This is a genomic window from Pusillimonas caeni (genome assembly GCF_003545815.1).
Lineage (GTDB): Bacteria > Pseudomonadota > Gammaproteobacteria > Burkholderiales > Burkholderiaceae_B > Pusillimonas > Pusillimonas caeni.
In genome coordinates, this window is the sequence record NZ_PDUW01000004.1 from 224,508 (window position 1) to 242,273 (window position 17,766).

General features: G+C 64.0%; 17 protein-coding genes and 1 pseudogene. 4 read left to right on the top strand and 14 right to left on the bottom strand.

Features of this window, described 5'->3' with window-relative positions; genetic code table 11:
• Positions 1–110: 110 nt before the first annotated feature.
• Positions 111–1,223, bottom strand: coding sequence for an LPS export ABC transporter permease LptF (lptF, locus tag CSC67_RS10965; RefSeq protein WP_118994560.1), 1,113 nt, complete (start codon positions 1,221–1,223; stop codon positions 111–113).
• A 67-nt stretch (positions 1,224–1,290) separates the two neighbouring features.
• On the opposite strand from lptF, the pseudogene CSC67_RS10970 reads away from it, so the two are divergent.
• From CSC67_RS10970 to CSC67_RS10985, 4 genes and pseudogenes are all read left to right on the top strand, one after another.
• A pseudogene (locus tag CSC67_RS10970) lies at positions 1,291–2,785 on the top strand (leucyl aminopeptidase).
• A gap of 59 nt (positions 2,786–2,844) precedes the next feature.
• Positions 2,845–3,282 carry a DNA polymerase III subunit chi gene (locus CSC67_RS10975; protein WP_118994561.1) on the top strand — a complete coding sequence of 146 codons (438 nt, stop codon included), beginning with the start codon at positions 2,845–2,847 and terminating at the stop codon, positions 3,280–3,282.
• A 125-nt stretch (positions 3,283–3,407) separates the two neighbouring features.
• Positions 3,408–4,106 carry a Bax inhibitor-1/YccA family protein gene (locus CSC67_RS10980; protein WP_118994562.1) on the top strand — a complete coding sequence of 233 codons (699 nt, stop codon included), beginning with the start codon at positions 3,408–3,410 and terminating at the stop codon, positions 4,104–4,106.
• 210 nt (positions 4,107–4,316) lie between these two features.
• Positions 4,317–5,378: an enolase C-terminal domain-like protein gene (locus tag CSC67_RS10985; RefSeq protein WP_118994563.1), complete on the top strand. Its 1,062-nt coding sequence runs from the start codon at positions 4,317–4,319 to the stop codon at positions 5,376–5,378.
• Positions 5,379–5,481: 103 nt separating this feature from the next.
• Here CSC67_RS10985 and CSC67_RS10990 read toward each other — a convergent pair whose 3' ends face one another.
• The 13 genes from CSC67_RS10990 to fabG form a co-directional block, all read right to left on the bottom strand.
• A complete protein-coding gene (locus tag CSC67_RS10990) occupies positions 5,482–6,057 on the bottom strand; it encodes a PIN domain-containing protein (RefSeq protein WP_118994564.1) in 576 nt (191 codons plus the stop codon).
• Positions 6,054–6,641: a DNA repair protein RecO gene (gene recO, locus CSC67_RS10995; RefSeq protein WP_118994565.1), complete on the bottom strand. Its 588-nt coding sequence runs from the start codon at positions 6,639–6,641 to the stop codon at positions 6,054–6,056. The genes CSC67_RS10990 and recO overlap by 4 nt, the downstream gene beginning before the upstream one ends.
• Complete coding sequence (gene era / locus CSC67_RS11000) at positions 6,634–7,521, bottom strand: GTPase Era (RefSeq protein WP_118994566.1); 888 nt, start codon at positions 7,519–7,521, stop codon at positions 6,634–6,636. Before era ends, recO begins: the two co-directional genes overlap by 8 nt.
• Positions 7,518–8,279, bottom strand: a complete 762-nt coding sequence (rnc, locus tag CSC67_RS11005) for a ribonuclease III (protein WP_118994567.1) — start codon at positions 8,277–8,279, stop codon at positions 7,518–7,520. The genes era and rnc overlap by 4 nt, the downstream gene beginning before the upstream one ends.
• The gene (lepB, locus tag CSC67_RS11010; RefSeq protein WP_118994568.1) at positions 8,279–9,166 is read right to left on the bottom strand and encodes a signal peptidase I; all 888 of its coding nucleotides are present in this window, start codon (positions 9,164–9,166) and stop codon (positions 8,279–8,281) included. The genes rnc and lepB overlap by 1 nt, the downstream gene beginning before the upstream one ends.
• 25 nt (positions 9,167–9,191) lie before the next feature.
• A complete protein-coding gene (gene lepA / locus CSC67_RS11015) occupies positions 9,192–10,985 on the bottom strand; it encodes a translation elongation factor 4 (RefSeq protein WP_118994569.1) in 1,794 nt (597 codons plus the stop codon).
• A gap of 118 nt (positions 10,986–11,103) precedes the next feature.
• Positions 11,104–12,582, bottom strand: coding sequence for a DegQ family serine endoprotease (locus tag CSC67_RS11020; protein WP_167752854.1), 1,479 nt, complete (start codon positions 12,580–12,582; stop codon positions 11,104–11,106).
• 54 nt (positions 12,583–12,636) lie between these two features.
• Positions 12,637–13,692, bottom strand: a complete 1,056-nt coding sequence (locus CSC67_RS11025; protein WP_118994571.1) for a MucB/RseB C-terminal domain-containing protein — start codon at positions 13,690–13,692, stop codon at positions 12,637–12,639.
• Positions 13,692–14,177, bottom strand: coding sequence for a sigma-E factor negative regulatory protein (locus CSC67_RS11030; protein WP_118994572.1), 486 nt, complete (start codon positions 14,175–14,177; stop codon positions 13,692–13,694). The genes CSC67_RS11025 and CSC67_RS11030 overlap by 1 nt, the downstream gene beginning before the upstream one ends.
• 11 nt (positions 14,178–14,188) lie before the next feature.
• Positions 14,189–14,788 (bottom strand): RNA polymerase sigma factor RpoE, encoded by a 600-nt coding sequence (gene rpoE, locus CSC67_RS11035; protein WP_118994573.1) that lies wholly within the window; start codon positions 14,786–14,788, stop codon positions 14,189–14,191.
• Between the two features lie 445 nt (positions 14,789–15,233).
• Positions 15,234–16,463, bottom strand: a complete 1,230-nt coding sequence (gene fabF / locus CSC67_RS11045) for a beta-ketoacyl-ACP synthase II (protein ID WP_118994737.1) — start codon at positions 16,461–16,463, stop codon at positions 15,234–15,236.
• A gap of 147 nt (positions 16,464–16,610) precedes the next feature.
• A complete protein-coding gene (gene acpP, locus CSC67_RS11050) occupies positions 16,611–16,850 on the bottom strand; it encodes an acyl carrier protein (RefSeq protein ID WP_017524526.1) in 240 nt (79 codons plus the stop codon).
• 169 nt (positions 16,851–17,019) lie between these two features.
• Positions 17,020–17,763: a 3-oxoacyl-ACP reductase FabG gene (fabG, locus tag CSC67_RS11055; RefSeq protein ID WP_118994575.1), complete on the bottom strand. Its 744-nt coding sequence runs from the start codon at positions 17,761–17,763 to the stop codon at positions 17,020–17,022.
• Positions 17,764–17,766 lie beyond the last annotated feature (3 nt).

Consider the following 17,766-nt stretch of genomic DNA (forward strand, 5'->3'; position numbering starts at 1 on the left):
CATTATAAGTAATATAGAAGCAATTCCAAATTATTTTTTTATATAAGCATATGCGCGGAGGGGCGAGAACACGAAGCGCGGCGGCATGCCGTGGTACCGCGCGGACCCGGTCAGCCGGCGGGGCGCGCCTCGCGCGGCGCCTTGATACGCAGCTTGCGCCACAACATATAGGCCATCAAGGCGGCAAACACCCCATGAACCAGCCAGACTCCGAGCCTGAAGTCGAGTTGTCCGCTGCCTATCCATCCGCGCGAAAGATTGATCAGGTTCATATACAGCAGGCCGATGAGGCCGGCCATCAGGAGGTCTCCGGACCGTCCCAGCCGTGGATTGACCGACCCGAGCGGGATGGCGAGCAGGGCCAGGTTCAGGGCCGCCAGCGGCAGGGCCAGCCGCCACATGATTTGCGAGCGCGCCGTATCGTTGCCGTCGCGAAAGAGCTGCTCGGTGGGCCTGGCCTTGATCTGCCGTTCGGCCAGCTCGCGCATTGCCGCGGGCGAAGTGGCATCGGCCCGGCTTTCGAGGCGAAAGCCGTATTTGTCGAAATCGAACAGGCGAAATTCCGAGGTGTCGCGTTTGAGGTCGTAGCGATGCCCCTCGCTCAATACCAGAAAGCGGTCGCCGTTCTCCTGGGTCTCGATGCGGGCGCTCTCGGCCGCCACCACGCTGAGCCACTCGGGGTCGATGACCCGTGCCACCACGCGTCCCAGCTCATCTCCCGGCGTGACGGGCTCTTCGGCAAAAAAGACGCGCGCGCCGTCCTGGGTTTCGATGAACTGCCCCACCGTCACCTTGGACAGGTCGGAGCGCTGTTCGTAGCGCTGGCGGTACTCTTCGATCTGGCGATAGGCCCAGGGCGAAGCGAACAGCGTCAGAAAAGCGATCAGCAGCGCAATGGGCACGGCGCAACGCAGCACCGGCCGGATCCAGTCCTTCAGCGAAAGGCCGCTGGCAAACCAGACGACCATCTCGGATTCACGGAAATTGCGGGTCACCGTGGTAAGCACCGCGATGAACAGGGAGACGGAAAGAATCACCGGCAAGGCGGTGATGCTTGAAAAGGTGGCCAGCCCCAGCACGACGTCCCCGCCTATCGCGCCGTTGGCGGCGTCGCCCAGCAGACGCACCAGCAGCACGCTCAGCCACACTACCAGCAAGGTGGAGAACACCACGCCGGCATGGCTCATGATTTCGGATACGACGGAACGTTTGAATAGTGACATGAGACAATATGCAGGATAATCGACAGTTCACTCAATAGCATCCTGTAGACACCTTGGGGAAACTCGTATGGAATTTAGCACACAGACTTCGGCCTCTTTGCATCAGATCAAGACTGCGGCGCTGGCGGTCGGCGTCTTTGCCGACGGCATGCTGAGCAGTGCGGCCGACATCATCGACAACGCCAGCAATGGCGCCATTCGCGAAGTGCTGAAATCCGAATTTCCGGCCAAGCCCAACACGCACCTGGTACTGCGCAAGCTGCCCGGCGTGGCCGCCGCACGCGTCATTTTAATCGGCCTGGGCAAACAAGAGGCCTACAACGCCAAAACGCATGCCGGCGCCGAACAAACCTTCGCCAACTATTGCGCGCAGGCCCGGCTCTCCGAAGGCGTCTCCACCCTCGCCGCCATCGAATGCAACGGCACCACGCTGCGCGGCCGCGCGCAAGCCTGCGCCGTCGCCGCGGGCCAGGCTTTGTATCGCTACGACGAGACGTTGGGCAAGCGCGATCGCGAAGGCCCGCCCAAGCTCAAGAAAATCGCCGTCCACGTCGAACGGGGCCAGGCCGCGCAGGCCCAGCAGGGCCTGGCGGCCGGACGCGCCATTGCCAACGGCATGCAGCTCGCGCGCAAGCTGGGCGACCTGCCCGGCAACGTCTGCACGCCCACCTATCTGGGCAATACCGCCAAGCAGCTGGCGCGCGAATTCAAGAACCTGTCGGCGCGCGTATTCAACCTCAAGCAGATCGAAGCGCTGAAGATGGGTTCCTTCCTGTCCGTGGCCAAAGGCTCCTCGCAGCCGCCCGCCTTCATCGAACTCAAATATACGCCGGCGGGCGCGCGCCGCCAAGGCCGCGCCCATCGTCCTGGTGGGCAAGGGCATCACCTTCGACGCCGGCGGCATCTCGATCAAGCCCGCCGCCAACATGGACGAAATGAAGTACGACATGTGCGGCGCCGCCAGCGTGCTGGGTACGCTGCGCGCCATCGCCGAACTGGGTGTGGACCGGCCGGTGATCGGGCTCATTCCGGCCTGCGAAAACCTGCCCAGCGGCCAGGCCAACAAGCCCGGCGACGTGGTCACCAGCATGTCGGGCCAGACCATCGAAATCCTCAATACCGACGCCGAAGGGCGCCTGGTGCTCTGCGACGCCCTCACCTACGCCGAACGCTTCAAGCCCGAGGCCGTCATCGACATCGCCACACTGACCGGCGCCTGCGTGGTCGCGCTGGGGCACGTCAATACCGGCCTGTTCTCGAAAGACGACGAACTGGCCGAGGGGCTGCTCACGGCGGGCCGGACGGCCAACGACACGGCGTGGCGCATGCCCCTCGACGATGCCTACCAAGAGCAGCTGCGCTCCAACTTCGCCGATATGGCGAATATCGGCGGCCCTCCGGCCGGCTCGGTCACGGCCGCCTGCTTCCTGTCGCGCTTCACCGGCAAATATCGCTGGGCCCATCTCGACATCGCCGGCACGGCATGGCGCAGCGGCAAGGACAAAGGCGCCTCGGGGCGGCCGGTGCCGCTGCTGGTGCAATTCCTGATGGATCAGGCCTGAGCCATGCCCGGCGCGCCCATCTCACGCTTTGACGCGCCTTCGGCGCACATTGTGCGCTGATGGCCCGCGTCGACTTCGCCTTCGGCGCCGCCGACCGGCTGCGCATGGCCTGCGAGGTCGTGCTCAAGCACTACAGCAAGGGCCGGAGGCTGGTGGTGTATTGTTCCGACGCCGTGCTGCTCGAACGCTTCGACCTCATGCTGTGGGGGTTCGAGGCCACGGCCTTCGTCCCTCATGTGGACGCCGGAGATCCGCTCGCGCCGCAAACGCCCATACTGCTTTCGGGCAAGGCCATCGCCCCGCCCGAGGGGCCGCCGCCCTCCCCCTGGCTCGTCAATCTCGATGCGCAGTGTCCGCCGGGGGCGGAGCAGTACGAGCGCATCCTGGAAATCGTTTCGCAGGACGAAGAATCGGTGTTGATGGCGCGCCAGCGCTGGCGCCGATACAAAAGTGCAGGCCACGATCTGCACGCTCACGATGTATCAAACAGAACTTGATTATTCAGCCTCTTGTAAGTTAATCTCTTTTGGTACTTTCAATAATCGTAGTCGTCGGCGCGGGCGCCCGCCTCGTCCGGAAGGCGCCACATCGCATTTTCCGCCTACAGACACAGGAATCCATCATGAACGATCACACTACCTTGTCCCGCGACAGCTATGCGGCCCGAAGCGAGGTCATGCGCAACCGCGTTCTGCGCAACACCTACTGGCTGCTCGCGCTGTCGCTCATACCCACGGTCCTGGGCGCCTTCGTGGGGCTCAACACCGGCCTGAACGCGGTCATGGCCACCAGCCCCGGGCTGAGCGTGGTGGTCTTCCTGGTCGGCGCTTTCGGCCTGATGTTCCTGGTCGAGCGCAACAAGAACAGTTCGCTGGGCGTAGCCCTGCTGCTCGCATTCACGTTCTTCATGGGCATCATGCTGTCGCGGCTGATCGGCCATGTGCTGGGCTTTTCGAACGGTTCGCAGTTGATCATGCTGGCATTCGGCGGCACTGCCCTGGTGCTGGGCGCAATGGCCAGCGTGGCCTCGACGACCAAGCGCGATTTCTCGCACTGGCAAAAGTTCTTGTTCGTGGGCGTGGTGATCCTGATCGTGGCCGCGGTGGCGAATATCTTCCTGCAGCTGCCGGCGCTGGTGCTGACGGTGTCCGTGCTGGCCATCGGCATCTTCTCGGCCTTTCTGCTGGTCGACCTGCAGCGGGTCATCCGCGGCGGCGAAACCAACTATATTTCGGCCACTCTGGCCATCTATCTCGACCTGTACAACATCTTTGCCAATCTGCTGATGCTGCTGGGGATTTTCGGCGGCGACCGCGAGTAGGCTGACATTCCCGAGTCGGCGGCCCACCGAAAGACAGGTCGCCGACGCAACCGAAGCCAGGCCGGTGATGCAACACCGGCTTTTTTGTCGCCGGGCCGCCCCAAGGCTCGGCGTTGGGGCGTTGTTCGTGGACGCGTTTCCGTTCCGGCCAGTTCGGTGCGACACTGTCCGCTTGAAAAACTTGCTCAATCCAAGAGCGGCACATAGACAATGGCGCACATCGCAACGATCAGAATCCAGCTCATCGAAAAAAAATACGCCTCGCCCATTGGCGGCTCGGGCGTAACCGGCGTCGACATCATCGTGGCGACCCTGCGCGACGACGAGGGCGCCGAGGGCCTGGGCTTTTCTTACGTGATCGGCGGAGGTGGCGCGGTTGTCGCGCAGCTGGCCCAGGCGCAGGCCGCCCGATTCCTGGAAGGGGCGGCGTTACGCCTGCCCTCCGAGCATTGGTCCGAGATCAAGAAAAGCTTCAACAGGACCGGCGACGGTCCGAACGTTCTGGCTCTTGCCGCGCTGGATGTCGCGCTGTGGGACTTGACCGCAAAGCGGAAGGGCGAACCCCTGGCACGCGCCATGGGCGGAGACGTTCTGCCCGTGCCCCTTTACGCAAGCGGCGGCTTCAGCCCCACCGATCCGCCCCAAAAAAGCGCAGAGCTGGCCGCCTCTTATATTGCAGCCGGCTATGCGGGAGTGAAGCCGCGGGTAAACGCCGACAGCGGCGACGAAGCCGTTCTGCGCGCAGTGCGCGATGCCATCGGAGCAGATGCCCGCCTGATGGCCGATGCCAACGAAAAAGGCAATCTCGACACGGCATCGAGGCTGCTGGCCCAGGCTGCGGAATACGGGCTGAGCTTTGTCGAAGAGCCGCTGCCTTCCATCGACATCCTGGGCTATCGCCGGCTTGCGGCGCAACAGAGCGGCACGCCCATCGCCATCGGCGAGCACCTTCAGGGCCTCGACCGTTTTGCGGTCTGCCTCGATGACGGCATCGCAGCCGTCATCCAGCCCGATCTCGCGATGGCCGGCGGCCTGACCCCATGCCTGGAGGTAGCGCGCATGGCGGCCCTCAAGGGGGTGACGATCGCTCCGCACTTCTTGCCGGGATTGTTCGTACAGCTCTCGGGCGCCTTCGGGGGCCGGCTGCTGCTGGAAGAGTTTCCGATCATAGAAGATGCTTTCGAAGGCTGGCCGGAACGCGACGCCGACGGCGCCCTTCGGCCACGGGCCTGCCCGGGACACGGTCTCTCACTGAAGGCGCAGCCCGCCTAGGGCCTGCCCGGAAGCACGGACCATCGGCCGACCGGTCCGTGCGCCTTCTGAGGCAATCATGGCCGACCGCCGGAAGCGCCATGCCGGCGGCAAGCGCTCAGTGTTATGCCGCGTACAGCTTGTTCAATCGGAACAAACGCTCGCGCTTCAGGATGACGTCCAGGGTCTCGAGGGGACGGCCGGAGGCGGCCAGGTCCAGCGGCATATGCTCGAAGGCGGATCGCAACGTCTCGCGATGGTGGTCCCAGCATCGCACCAGCAATTGATCGGGGTCCATCAGATCTATGCCCAGGCGGCGCAGCTCGGCGCGGCGGAAGTCGCGCAGATTGCGCGTCACGACGGCCACCGAGGCGGTGGGCCGCCTGGCCAGCACGGCGCGGGCGGCGGCAATCACATGCCAGTCTTTGGGATCGCTGTACACCAGGCCTTGCTTGAACGGCGCGACGTCGCCCTGATCGGCTTCGGGGTACAGGGCCTGAAGCTGCTTCCATTCCTGCGCGATGATCTCCGGCTCGACTTCCCAGACCCGTGCGGCGTTGCGCCGCCATTCGTCGCCGATGATCTCGCTCCAGGCGGGCTGGAAGCAGGCTTGATCGGCTAGGCGCAGCAACAGGCGGCGCAGCACGTTGGAAAGCAGCACGCAGGTGTCCAGCACGAGGAAATCGGGAACACGGTTCAAAATCGCTGCAGCGCCATCAGGACCCGCCGGGTCTGCAAGGGGCGGGTCAAGAGTTCGTCCAGACGCTGCCGCAGCGACGTGCGCAAAGCGGGCTCGATGGACGGATCATCGAAGTCGGGTGGCGCTTCGTCCAGGCCGTAGCCGGCCTCGTTCAGCAGCGTCCATTCGAAGCGGCGCAAGGCGCCCGCCGCCCGGGATCCGCCCGCCAGCTGCTCCAGCGCGGCGTCGTAAGCGTCGTACAACACGGGATGCGGGTCTTCACGCGGCAGCAGGCGCAGCAGCAGTTCGTTCATGTACCAGGCGGACATCAGGGCCTTGCCGCCCAAGGGGCGCACGCCGGCGCAGTCGGCGCGCATCAAGGTCTTGACTTCGCCGCCGCCGCTCCAAGACAGGGACAGGGGCTGGAAAGCCGCCAGGACCGGGCGCAGCACCGAATAGGGGCGCTTGGCCCCCTTGGCCACCATCGCGACATTGCCATGGTCCCGCGTAAAGGCCTGCACGATCAGAGAGGTTTCTTTCCAGTCGGTGGCGTGCAGCATGTAGCCGGCCGCGTCCTGGATGCGATGGCCTCGCCGGCTAGTCATATCCCAGTTCGCGCAGGGTGCCCTCGCGGTCGGACCAGCCTTTGCGCACCTTGATGTACACCTCGAGATGCACCGGCTTGTCCAGCAGCTCCTGCATGTCCTGGCGCGCCTCGGAGGCGATGCGCTTCATGTGGCCGCCGCCGGCGCCGAGCAGGATGGGCCGATGGCTTTCGCGCTCGATCAGGATGCAGGCCGCCACCCGGGCCCCCGCGTCGGTCTCTTCCCATTGCTCGATGACCACGGTGCAGCCGTATGGCAGTTCGTCTCCGACGAGGCGGAAGATTTTTTCGCGCAGCAGCTCGGCCGCGATGAAGCGTACGGGCCGGTCGGTGAGGGAATCGGCCTCGAACATGGGCTCGCCCTCGGGCAGGCGGGAAGCCACCTCGGCCAGCAGATTGTCCAGCTGTATGTCGCGCGCGGCGCTGACGGGCACCACGGCCGAATAGGGATGCAGCGCCATGATCTTGCTGACGAAGGGAAACATGGCGTTCTTGTCCTTGATCGCATCGACCTTGTTGACGACCAGGACGGTGTTGTTCTTTTTGGGCAGCAAGGGCAGCAACTGCTCGTCTCCGGCCGTCCACTTGCCCGCCTCGACGACATGCAGCACCACGTCGACGTCGGCCAGGGCCTGGGTGACCACGCGATTCATCATGCGGTTCATGGCGCCGCCGTGGCGGGTCTGGAAGCCGGGAGTGTCCACGAAGACGAACTGTTCATTCTCGCGCGTGAGGATGCCGTGGATGCGGTGGCGGGTGGTTTGCGCCTTGCGCGATACGATGGAGATCTTGCTGCCGATCAGGGCGTTGGCCAGGGTGGACTTGCCCACGTTCGGGCGGCCGACGATGGCGACGAAGCCGCAGCGAAAAGGTGTACTCATTTGTTTTCCTGGGTAACCGCCACGGGCAGCGACAGCTGCGCCGACTTGCGCGCCCTGCCCCGGCCGGACGCCCCCTTGCCCAGTCCCAATGCCTGCACCGCGGCAATAGCCTGGGTGGCCGCAAGCTGCTCGGCGGCGCGCCGGCTGGAGCCCGGCGCCGAGACCTTGATGTCCAGCGCGGGAATGGAACACTCGACGTCGAACATCTGATTGTGCGCCGCACCGTGCGTGGCGACCACGGTATAGGTGGGCAGATCGAGCTTGCGTCCCTGAAGCAGCTCCTGCAGCAGGGTCTTGGGATCTTTGCCCAGGGTCTTGGGATCGACGCTTTGCACGATGGGCGTGTACAGCCGCACAATGGTCTTCTGGGCCGCGTCGAAGCCCGCATCCAGGAAGATGGCGCCGAATATGGCTTCCAGCGTGTCGGCCAGGATGGAGGGGCGGCGAAAGCCGCCGCTCTTGAGTTCGCCCTCGCCCAGGCGAAGGTACTGGGACAGGGACAGCTTCTGGGCGATGTCGGCCAGGGACGACTGCTTGACGAGGTTGGCCCGAAGGCGCGACAGGTCGCCTTCGTCGATCTTGGCAAAGCGCTTGAACAGCATGGCGGCGACCACGAAGTTCAGCACCGAGTCGCCCAGGAATTCGAGACGCTCGTTATGGCGCGCGCTGTGACTGCGATGCGTCAGCGCCTGCTCGAGCAAGGAAGCATCCTGGAATCGATAATCGAGTGCGGTTTCGAGGGTTGCCGTGCTCGCCATTATTGGAATCCGCCAATACGACTGGGTTCGCTGAAATTCATCCAGATGAGAAAGGCCCGCCCGACGATGTTCTGTTCGGGCACGAAGCCCCAGTAACGGCTGTCGAGGCTGTTGTCCCGATTGTCGCCCATCATGAAGTAATGGCCCTCCGGCACCTTGCAGCGCACCCCGTTATGGAAGTACTCGCAGTTGCTTCGATACGGATAATCGGCGATCGGCATGTAGTCCTGGGGGGCGTGCTTGTTGAGCAGCAGGCTGTGCTGCTTGTCGCCCAGCATCTCAGTATACCGCCCGACATAGACCGAGCGATCGGGCTCGAAATAGTCGCCCGAGCGCGTCTGGGTGACGGGCTGGCCGTTGATGAACAGCATTTTGTCCTGGTAGACGACCTCGTCTCCCGGCACGCCCACCACCCGCTTGACGTAATCGATATCGGGTTCGACCGGATAGCGGAACACCAGCACATCGCCGCGCTTGGGCTCGCCGATGTCGATGATCTTCTTGTCGATCACCGGCAGACGGATGCCGTACTGGAATTTGTTGACCAGGATCAGGTCGCCATTTTGCAGCGTGGGCAGCATGGAGCCCGACGGAATGCGGAAAGGCTCGACCACGAACGATCGCAGGACGAACACGAACAGGATCACCGGAAAGAAACTGACGCAGTATTCGATCCACCAGGGCACGCGGTGAGCATCGTCGTAGGCCTCTTGGCGCAGGCGCGCCGCCTCGACCGTGCCCACGCCCGTGGGATTGGCGTCGAACACCGCCATCTGCGCCTGGGCGCGCTGCAGGCGGCGCGACCGCAGATAGAAGAAATCCAGCGCCCAGACCGCGCCCGTGACCACCAGCAGCACAAAAAGTATCAGTGCGAAATCCCAGCTCATGCCCAGCTAATCCTATTGTTTTTGCCTATTTGTCTTCGACCTGCAAGATGGCCAGGAAGGCCTCCTGGGGTATCTCCACGTTGCCCACCTGCTTCATGCGTTTCTTGCCGGCCTTTTGTTTCTCGAGCAGTTTTTTCTTGCGCGAGATGTCGCCACCATAGCACTTGGCCAGCACGTTCTTGCGCAGCGCCTTGACGCTCTCGCGCGCGATGATCTCGGCGCCGATGGCCGCCTGGATGGCGATGTCGAACATCTGGCGCGGGATCAGCCCACGCATCTTGCCGACCACCTCGCGCCCCCGATAGCGGGCGTTGCTGCGGTGCACCATCATCGACAGCGCATCGACCCGGTCGCCATTGATCAGCACGTCGACCTTGACCACGTCCGAAGGCTGGTATTCCTTGAACTCGTAGTCCATGGAAGCATAACCCCGCGACACGGACTTCAGCCGGTCGAAAAAGTCGAGCACGATCTCGGCCAGCGGCACTTCGTAGACGAGGTGGACCTGCCGGCCGTGATAGCTCATGTTCTTCTGCACGCCGCGCTTGGCCAGGCACAGAGTCATGACGGGGCCGACATACTCTTGCGGCATGAACAGCGTGAGCGTCACCATGGGCTCGCGTATCTCGGCGATCTGGCCGATTTCCGGCATGCGCGAGGGGCTTTCTATCATGACCACCGAACCGTCGCGCTGCTCGACTTCGTACACCACCGAAGGCGCCGTGGTGATGATGTCCATGTCGAACTCGCGCTCGAGGCGCTCTTGCACGATCTCCATGTGCAGCAGCCCCAGAAAGCCGCAGCGAAAGCCGAAGCCCAGCGCCTGGGACACCTCGGGTTCGAACATCAGCGACGAGTCGTTGAGCTTGAGTTTTTCGAGGGAGTCGCGCAGCTGGTCGTACTCGCTGCTTTCGACCGGATAGAGCCCGGCGAACACCTGCGGCTTGACCTCTTTGAAACCCGGCAGCGGCCGGTCGGCGGGCTTGCCCGCCAGGGTGATCGTGTCGCCCACCTTGGCGTGCTCGAGCTCTTTGATGCCGGTGATGACGAAGCCCACCTCGCCCGCCGACAGCCTGGAGCGCGGTTCGGACTTGGGGGTGAATACGCCCAGCTGGTCGCAGGGATGGGTGGCGCCGCTGGCCATCAGCTGCACCTTGTCCTTGATGTTGAGCACGCCATTGACGATGCGCACCAGCATGATGACGCCCACGTAGTTGTCGAACCACGAGTCGATGATGAGCGCCTGCAGCGGCTTGGCGGGGTCTCCCTGGGGCGCGGGCACCTTGGCCACGACGGCTTCGAGGATGTCATCCACGCCCATGCCCGTCTTGGCGCTGGCCAGGATGGCCTCGGAAGCGTCGATGCCGATGACGTCCTCGATCTCCTGGCGGGCGGCGTCGGGATCGGCCGAGGCCAGATCCATCTTGTTGAGCACCGGCAGCACCTCGACGCCCAGCTCGATGGCGGTATAGCAATTGGCCACGGTCTGGGCCTCGACGCCCTGCGAAGCATCCACGACCAGCAGGGCGCCCTCGCAGGCGGACAGGGAGCGGCTGACCTCGTACGAAAAGTCGACGTGGCCCGGGGTGTCGATGAGGTTCAGCGCATAGACTTTGCCGTCGCGGGCCTTGTAGCTCAGCGAAGCCGTCTGGGCCTTGATGGTGATTCCCCTTTCACGCTCGATGTCCATGGAGTCGAGCACCTGGGTCGACATCTCGCGGTCGGCCAGGCCGCCACAGCGCTGGATCAGCCTGTCGGCCAGGGTCGACTTGCCGTGATCGATGTGGGCAATGATGGAAAAGTTGCGGATGTGATCCATAAACCTGCGAAAGAGGCCCGGAAAAGGGGCGATTGTGAAGGGGCCGAAAACGCGGCGATACGTAAAAAAGAGGAGCGCATCGGGCGCCCCTCTTGCTGTTACTGCATTTTAGCCGTTTTTATTTGGATGGCGTGACGGGCACCCACTGCGTCTGCCCGTCGCGCCAGATGAGCATGGCGGCCGCCCGATTCTTGTCCAGGCCCTTTACCACCTTGGCGAACTGGGCCGCATCGGTGATGTCCTCGTTGTTGACGGTAAGGATGACGTCGCCCGGCACAATGCCCGCTGCGGCGGCCGGCCCCTGCGACTGCGACACCTGGACGCCGCCCTTGATGCCGGCCTGCTTGCGCGCGGCCTCGGGGACGTCGGCCACCGTCAGCCCCAGAGAGTCGGCGGTGGTGCCGCGCGATTCGGGCGCCTGCGTCGAAGCGGTTTCGGTCGCCGAGGGCATTTCTCCTACCTTGACCTTGAGGGTCTGGTTCTTGCCCTTGCGCCACACCTCGATGTCGGCCCGGGTGCCCGGCTTGGTTTCGCCGACGATGCGAGGCAGGTCGGTCCAATGCTTGATATCCCTGCCGTCGAATTTCGTGATCACGTCGCCCGAGCTCACGCCCGCATCGGCCGCGGGCCCGCCCGGCTCGACATTGCTGACCATGGCGCCGCGTGCATCGCCCAGGCCGATCGCCTTGGCCACGTCGGGGGAAACCTGGCCGATCTGGACGCCGATGCGGCCGCGAGTGACCTTGCCGTGCTCTTTGAGCTGCTCGACGACCCGCATCACTTCGTCGATGGGGATGGCCAGCGAAATACCCATAAAGCCGCCGCTTTGCGAGATGATCTGCGAATTGATGCCGACCACTTCCCCGGCCAGGTTGATGAGCGGACCACCCGAATTGCCGGGATTGACCGCGACATCGGTCTGGATGAAAGGCAGGTAATCGCCCGTTTCGCGATTGATGGCGCTGACGATGCCGGCGGTCACGGTCGAATCCAGCCCGAACGGCGAACCGATGGCCAGCACCCACTGGCCCTTCTTGAGCTGCTTGGAGTCGCCGATGGGCAGCGGCGACAGGCCTTTGACGTCGATCTTGATGAGGGCGATGTCGGTGCGCGGATCGGTGCCGATGACTTCCGCGGTGTGCTCTTTACCGTCCGTCATGGTGACGAAGATGCCGTTGGCGCCCTCGACCACGTGATTGTTGGTAAGAATGTAGCCGTCGCTGGAGATGATGAAGCCCGATCCCACTCCACGCGGCACAATGCGCTCTTCCTCGGAAGGAGGCGGCATGTTGCGCCGCGGAGAAGGCTGGGCGCCCGGAGGCATGAAGTCGGGTCCGAAGAACCAGCGGAACATTTCGTAGGGGTCGGTTCCCCCGGGCCCGAAAGGCGACTGGCGCACTGTCACGGCTTCGGTGGTGCGGATATTGACCACCGAGCCTTCGGTCTTGGCAACCGCCTCGGTGAAATCGGGAACGGCCAGGACCGGGGCCGACGGCTGGGCCGTCGAGGCCATGGACGCGCAGGCCAGTACGACGCCGACGGCGGCCGCTGACAGGAACTGCTTGAATTTATACATGGACATGCATGCTGTACGCATCTTATTGACTCCTCGTACTAAAAGCTGTGCCTAAGGGCCCGCAATACTGAAACCCTAATGCAGTGCGCCGCCAGGGGGCACATATTCGATGTGCTCCACGAGCTGGCTCAGGGTGCCGGCCGGGACTTCTCCGATGGCCGTCAACCAATGATCGCCGATGCGGGCGCCGTAGATGTTCATGGCGCCATTGCGCGCCGCGCCCTGGGGCATCAGGCGGGACTCCTGCGAAGGATGGAATTGCTCGATGAAGACCGATATGGCTGCAAGCCCGTCGGTCAGCACCATCTGCATGACCGGCTTGCCCGACTTCATGGGGCGGGAAACCTGTGTACTGTGGACGAAGCCCGGCGGCAGGGCCACCCGCCACCCGAGTTCGGCGATGTCGACGGCCTTGGTGGGAAGCTCGATGGTGCGCCAGCCGCGCATGTCCCAAGATGTTTGAAGTTCGCGCGCCTGCACCGCCGTGCCCTGCTGCAGCGAGGTGAAGGCGATCTGGTTGACGACCTCGCCGTGTTCGTCGACGGTTTGCGCCTTGATCAGCAGCTTGCTGTCCGGGTCGACGCAGAAGCGATAGCCGTAGCGCAGATCGTCCCGAGGGTGAATTTCGGCGGGGATGCATTCGTGTCCCGCGACGCGCTGGCGTTGCGTGCCCATGCGCAGCGTGTAGTGGCTGTCCAGATCGTGGCCTTCGCCTAGCAGCACGCCGGGGAAGCGGTCCATGCGATGCTTTTCGACCAGCACCAGCTCTTTTGTGGGCACCAGGCACTGCACCGTGTCGTTGTGCCGGATGAATTCGCGTGGTTCGCCGTCGAGGATGACCAGCCGCTCGCGCTCTCCGGTGCCGTCGACCACGTGCACGATGCGCGAAGACTGCATGCTGGCGCCCTGCTGGTAGGTGAACACGCCGGAATAATCGGAGTTGCGGGCCGCCTGCTGGGTTTGATGCAGAAAGCGGGTGACTTCGCCTTGGAGCGGATCGGCGGCCTGGGCGCGCTGCGCGGCGCTTGCCATGGCACAGGCGGCCATGAGCAGCACCACGCCCAACCGCGACAGCGCCCCATCGCGCGCTGCGGGTCCGTGCGTCCGAAATGCCAGAGCCTGCTTCGCCATCAGCGCGAGGCCCCCATGTCGAACGACACCTGGCGGATGGGGTTGGCGCCTGCGAACTGGCGATGGGCCTCGATGTAGTCGTCTACCTGGCCTTCGTCCGCGGCAGCCAGCACCTGGGTCTGCGCCCCGCCGGAAGCCTGGCCGGAGAAATAGGGCAAGGCGACCCAGATGACCGAGGCGACGGCCGCGGCCACCGCTACGCCCGACAGCCCGAGCCGGGTGGCCGAAAAGACCCGGCGCTGGGGCGCCACGATAGCCGGCTCGGCGTCGATGGCCTTGGATACCCTGGCGTAGAACAGGTCGGACGGCCTGATGGCGAGTTCGTCGCTGCGCAACACGTCGCCAATCAGATGGTAAGTGTCCCACACCTGCCTGCCGTAGGGCGAGTCGAGGTCTTCGGGACGGATTTCTCCGTCGCCGTCCATCCATGCGGATACGGTGCTGTCCCAGGAATCGGTCTGGGCGTCGGAATTGACACCTTGCATTTGAATACTCCTTACCACCGACGTTCGGAATCGGTGTCCAAAACAGGACGCAACTGCGTCGCGATGGCCTCGCGGGCGCGAAATATGCGCGACCGGACCGTGCCTATGGGACAACCCATGGTCTGGGCGATGTCCTCGTAGCTCATGCCCTCGATTTCGCGCAGGACGATCGCGGTGCGCAGCTCTTCGGGCAGCGCGTTGATGGCCGCGTTGACCGTCTCGACGATCTGCCTGCTGGCCGCCAGCGACTCCGGCGTACTGATATCGGTTAGGTTGTCGATCTGACTAAAAGTTTCACCGTCTTCGGTCTCTATTACATTTGGAGCGCTGGGGCGCCGCGCGCTGGACGCCTGCCAGTTGCGCGCCGTATTGATGGCGATGCGGTACAGCCAGGTGTAAAAAGCGCTTTCCCCGCGGAACTGCGGCAAGGCGCGATAGGCCTTGATGAAGGCTTCCTGGGCGACATCCTCGACGTCGCCCGGATCGCGTATCATGCGCGACAGCAGGCGCATGATCTTGCGCTGGTACTTGAGCACCAGCAGATCGAACGCCCTTTTGTCCCCGCGCTGCACCCGGGCGACCAGTTCGGCATCGACGTCGCGTTCGCTCATTGACCCTCCGTGATGCGCGTACGGGGCTGTTCGGGGCTGCGCGCCGCGAGCTGACGCAAGCGCCGCCAACCAGACGATGATACATCGCTGCGCCAGACGGTCAATTTCAGGACTGCGCCAGAGGAAGGTGAAAACTTCAGGGTGGTCCAGGCGGGGCCGTGCCAGACGTGCCGCAGGGCGAGCGCCCGGCGCTCACCGCCGTGCTCGAACGCCCAGCCGCCTTCCCAGCCCCGGGCCGACAATCTGCCTTGAAGCGGGGCGACCCGGCCCAGGCGGGGACCCGCCGTCAGCCGCGCCAGCAAAAGCGCCGCCAGGGCGGCCCAACATGAAACGGCGATGCACAGGCTGGCAAGCGCCGCCGCGCCCAGGAGGAGCGCGGCCGCCCGGGCCCATGCGGCCCGCCGGACCGGCCATTCGAAGCTTTGCGGCGTCCGGGTAGTCAGATTCAGACCCGCTTGACGACCATGGAGCCGTTGGTTCCGCCAAACCCGAAGGAGTTGGACAAAGCCACGTCGATCTTGAGATCGCGCGCCTGGTTGGCGCAGTAGTCAAGATCGCACTCGGGATCCTGGTTGAAGATGTTGATGGTGGGCGGGGAAACCTGGTGATGCACGGCCAGCGTGGTGAATACGGCTTCGATTCCGCCCGCGGCGCCCAGCAGATGGCCCGTCATGGACTTGGTGGAATTGACGACCAGCCTGGAGGCATGGTCGCCGAACGCCAGCTTGAGCGCCTCGGTTTCGTTCTTGTCGCCCAGCGGCGTGGACGTGCCGTGCGCGTTGACATAGCTGACGTCCCGGGGGTCGATCTGGCCGTCGCGCAGGGCATTGACCATGCCTCGGCAAGGGCCCTCGCGGTCGGGCGAGGTGATGTGATGAGCGTCGGAGCTCATGCCGTAGCCCGCGAACTCGCCATAGATCTTTGCCCCGCGCTTGCGCGCGTGCTCGTATTCTTCGAGCACCAGCACGCCGGCGCCCTCGCCCAGGACGAAGCCGTCGCGGTCGACATCCCAGGGGCGCGAGGCCGTGGCGGGATCGTCGTTGCGCGTGGACAGCGCCCGCATGGCGGCAAAGCCGCCGATGCCCAGGGGGGAAACGGTGGATTCGGCGCCGCCCGCCACCATGACGTCGGCGTCGCCATATTTGATGAGCCGCGCCGCATCGCCGATGGAATGCAGCCCGGTGGTGCAGGCCGAGACGACCGCGTAGCTGGGCCCCTTCAGGCCCAGCATGATGGACAGCTGGCCCGAGACCAGGTTGATGAGCGAGGCCGGTACGAAGAAGGGCGAGATGCGCCGCGGCCCGCGATCGAGATAATCGATCTGGGTTTCTTCGATGCGGGGCAGGCCGCCGATGCCCGAGCCCACGATGACGCCGACCCGGTCGGCATTGGCGTCGGTGATTTCAAGGCCCGAATCCTTCCAGGCCTGCACGCCCGCCGCCACGCCGTAATGGATGAAAGTATCCATCGTCTTGGCTTCCTTGGCGGCCATATAGTGCGTCACGTCGAAATCTTTGACTTCACCCGCTATCTGCGCGTTGAAGGCCGATGGATCGAAACGCGTAATGCGCCCGACGCCCGAACGCCCATTGACGATATTGTCCCAAGCGCTTTCGACACTGTTGCCCACTGGCGAAACAATACCGAGGCCGGTAATGACGACACGTCGCTTCACGGATGACTCCCCTAAATTGAAAGAGCGGTTCGAGGCAAACATGCCCGTTGGAGCGCCGGACCCGTAGGTCGGACGCCGCAGGCCTGTTTTCTAGGAACCGCCCCTCTGGCGCGGCACGTGACGCCGCACCCCTTCTAATGATTGAAATTACTGCTTGCTGTGCGAGTTGATGTAGTCCATGGCTTGCTGAACCGTCGTGATCTTCTCGGCTTCCTCGTCGGGAATCTCGGTTTCGAATTCGTCTTCGAGTGCCATCACGAGCTCGACCATATCGAGCGAATCGGCACCGAGGTCGTCAAGGAATGAAGATTCGTTTTTGATCTCGGCTTCGTTGACGCCAAGTTGCTCAGCGACGATCTTCTTGACGCGCTGTTCGATGCTTTCCATGCAGATCTCCAATTGGGAAAAAATCCCGCGAATTATAGCCAAACGTCTCGGTTGTGGGCGCCGGCCATGACAAAAAAATGGCATTTCCAAAGACGGGGATTTGCGCCGCCGGGCGAATCGTCTGTTGGGAACACCTCTGAAATGAACAGATTTTACCCTGTTCGCCTGTTTACATGTACATACCGCCGTTGACGTGCAGCGTGGTCCCGGTAATGTAACCCGCCTGCGGTCCGGCCAGAAAGGCGACCGCGTGGGCGACGTCGGCGGCCGAACCCAGACGTCCCAGGGGGATCTGGGTGAGCAGCGCCGCGGCCTGCGCCTCGCTCAGGGCGCGGGTCATGTCGGTTTCGATGAAGCCGGGAGAGACGCAGTTGACCGTGATGTTGCGGCTGCCCAGTTCGCGCGCCAGGGCCCGGGTCATGCCGGCCACGCCGGCCTTGGCCGCCGCGTAGTTGGCCTGCCCCGGATTGCCGCTGGAACCGACGATGGAGGTGATGTTGATGATGCGGCCGGAACGGGCCTTCATCATGGTCTTGAGCACGGCGCGCGACAGGCGGAACACCGCGGTCAGATTGGTATCGAGCACCGCGGCCCAGTCGTCGTCCTTCATGCGCATGGCCAGCGTGTCGCGCGTGATGCCCGCGTTGTTCACCAGGATGTGCGGACCGCCGTCTTCTCCGGCGAGCTCGGCCACCAGGGCTTCACAGCCCGGCGCATCGTTCACGTCCAGCACGACGCCCCGCCCGCCGGAGGCGGCCAGCATCTCGGAGATCGAGCTGGCGCCCTGCTGAGAAGTAGCCGTGCCGACGACTTTTGCGCCGCGCTCGGCCAGCTCGAGCGCGATCGCCTTGCCGATGCCGCGCGTTGCGCCGGTGACCAATGCGATCTTGCCGCTGAGTTCTTGCTGTTGCACGAG

What these genes read in the sequence shown, in the direction of transcription:
- CSC67_RS10985 (WP_118994563.1), top strand. Translation starts at nt 4,317, where the DNA reads ATGGCGCACATCGCAACGATCAGAATCCAGCTCATCGAAAAAAAATAC.
- era (WP_118994566.1), bottom strand. Translation starts at nt 7,521, where the DNA reads ATGAGTACACCTTTTCGCTGCGGCTTCGTCGCCATCGTCGGCCGCCCG.
- CSC67_RS11020 (WP_167752854.1), bottom strand. Translation starts at nt 12,582, where the DNA reads ATGCGTACAGCATGCATGTCCATGTATAAATTCAAGCAGTTCCTGTCA.
- acpP (WP_017524526.1), bottom strand. Translation starts at nt 16,850, where the DNA reads ATGGAAAGCATCGAACAGCGCGTCAAGAAGATCGTCGCTGAGCAACTT.
- CSC67_RS11030 (WP_118994572.1), bottom strand. Translation starts at nt 14,177, where the DNA reads ATGCAAGGTGTCAATTCCGACGCCCAGACCGATTCCTGGGACAGCACC.
- CSC67_RS10975 (WP_118994561.1), top strand. Translation starts at nt 2,845, where the DNA reads ATGGCCCGCGTCGACTTCGCCTTCGGCGCCGCCGACCGGCTGCGCATG.
- CSC67_RS11025 (WP_118994571.1), bottom strand. Translation starts at nt 13,692, where the DNA reads ATGGCGAAGCAGGCTCTGGCATTTCGGACGCACGGACCCGCAGCGCGC.
- CSC67_RS10980 (WP_118994562.1), top strand. Translation starts at nt 3,408, where the DNA reads ATGAACGATCACACTACCTTGTCCCGCGACAGCTATGCGGCCCGAAGC.
- rpoE (WP_118994573.1), bottom strand. Translation starts at nt 14,788, where the DNA reads ATGAGCGAACGCGACGTCGATGCCGAACTGGTCGCCCGGGTGCAGCGC.
- recO (WP_118994565.1), bottom strand. Translation starts at nt 6,641, where the DNA reads ATGACTAGCCGGCGAGGCCATCGCATCCAGGACGCGGCCGGCTACATG.
- lepB (WP_118994568.1), bottom strand. Translation starts at nt 9,166, where the DNA reads ATGAGCTGGGATTTCGCACTGATACTTTTTGTGCTGCTGGTGGTCACG.
- lptF (WP_118994560.1), bottom strand. Translation starts at nt 1,223, where the DNA reads ATGTCACTATTCAAACGTTCCGTCGTATCCGAAATCATGAGCCATGCC.
- lepA (WP_118994569.1), bottom strand. Translation starts at nt 10,985, where the DNA reads ATGGATCACATCCGCAACTTTTCCATCATTGCCCACATCGATCACGGC.
- rnc (WP_118994567.1), bottom strand. Translation starts at nt 8,279, where the DNA reads ATGGCGAGCACGGCAACCCTCGAAACCGCACTCGATTATCGATTCCAG.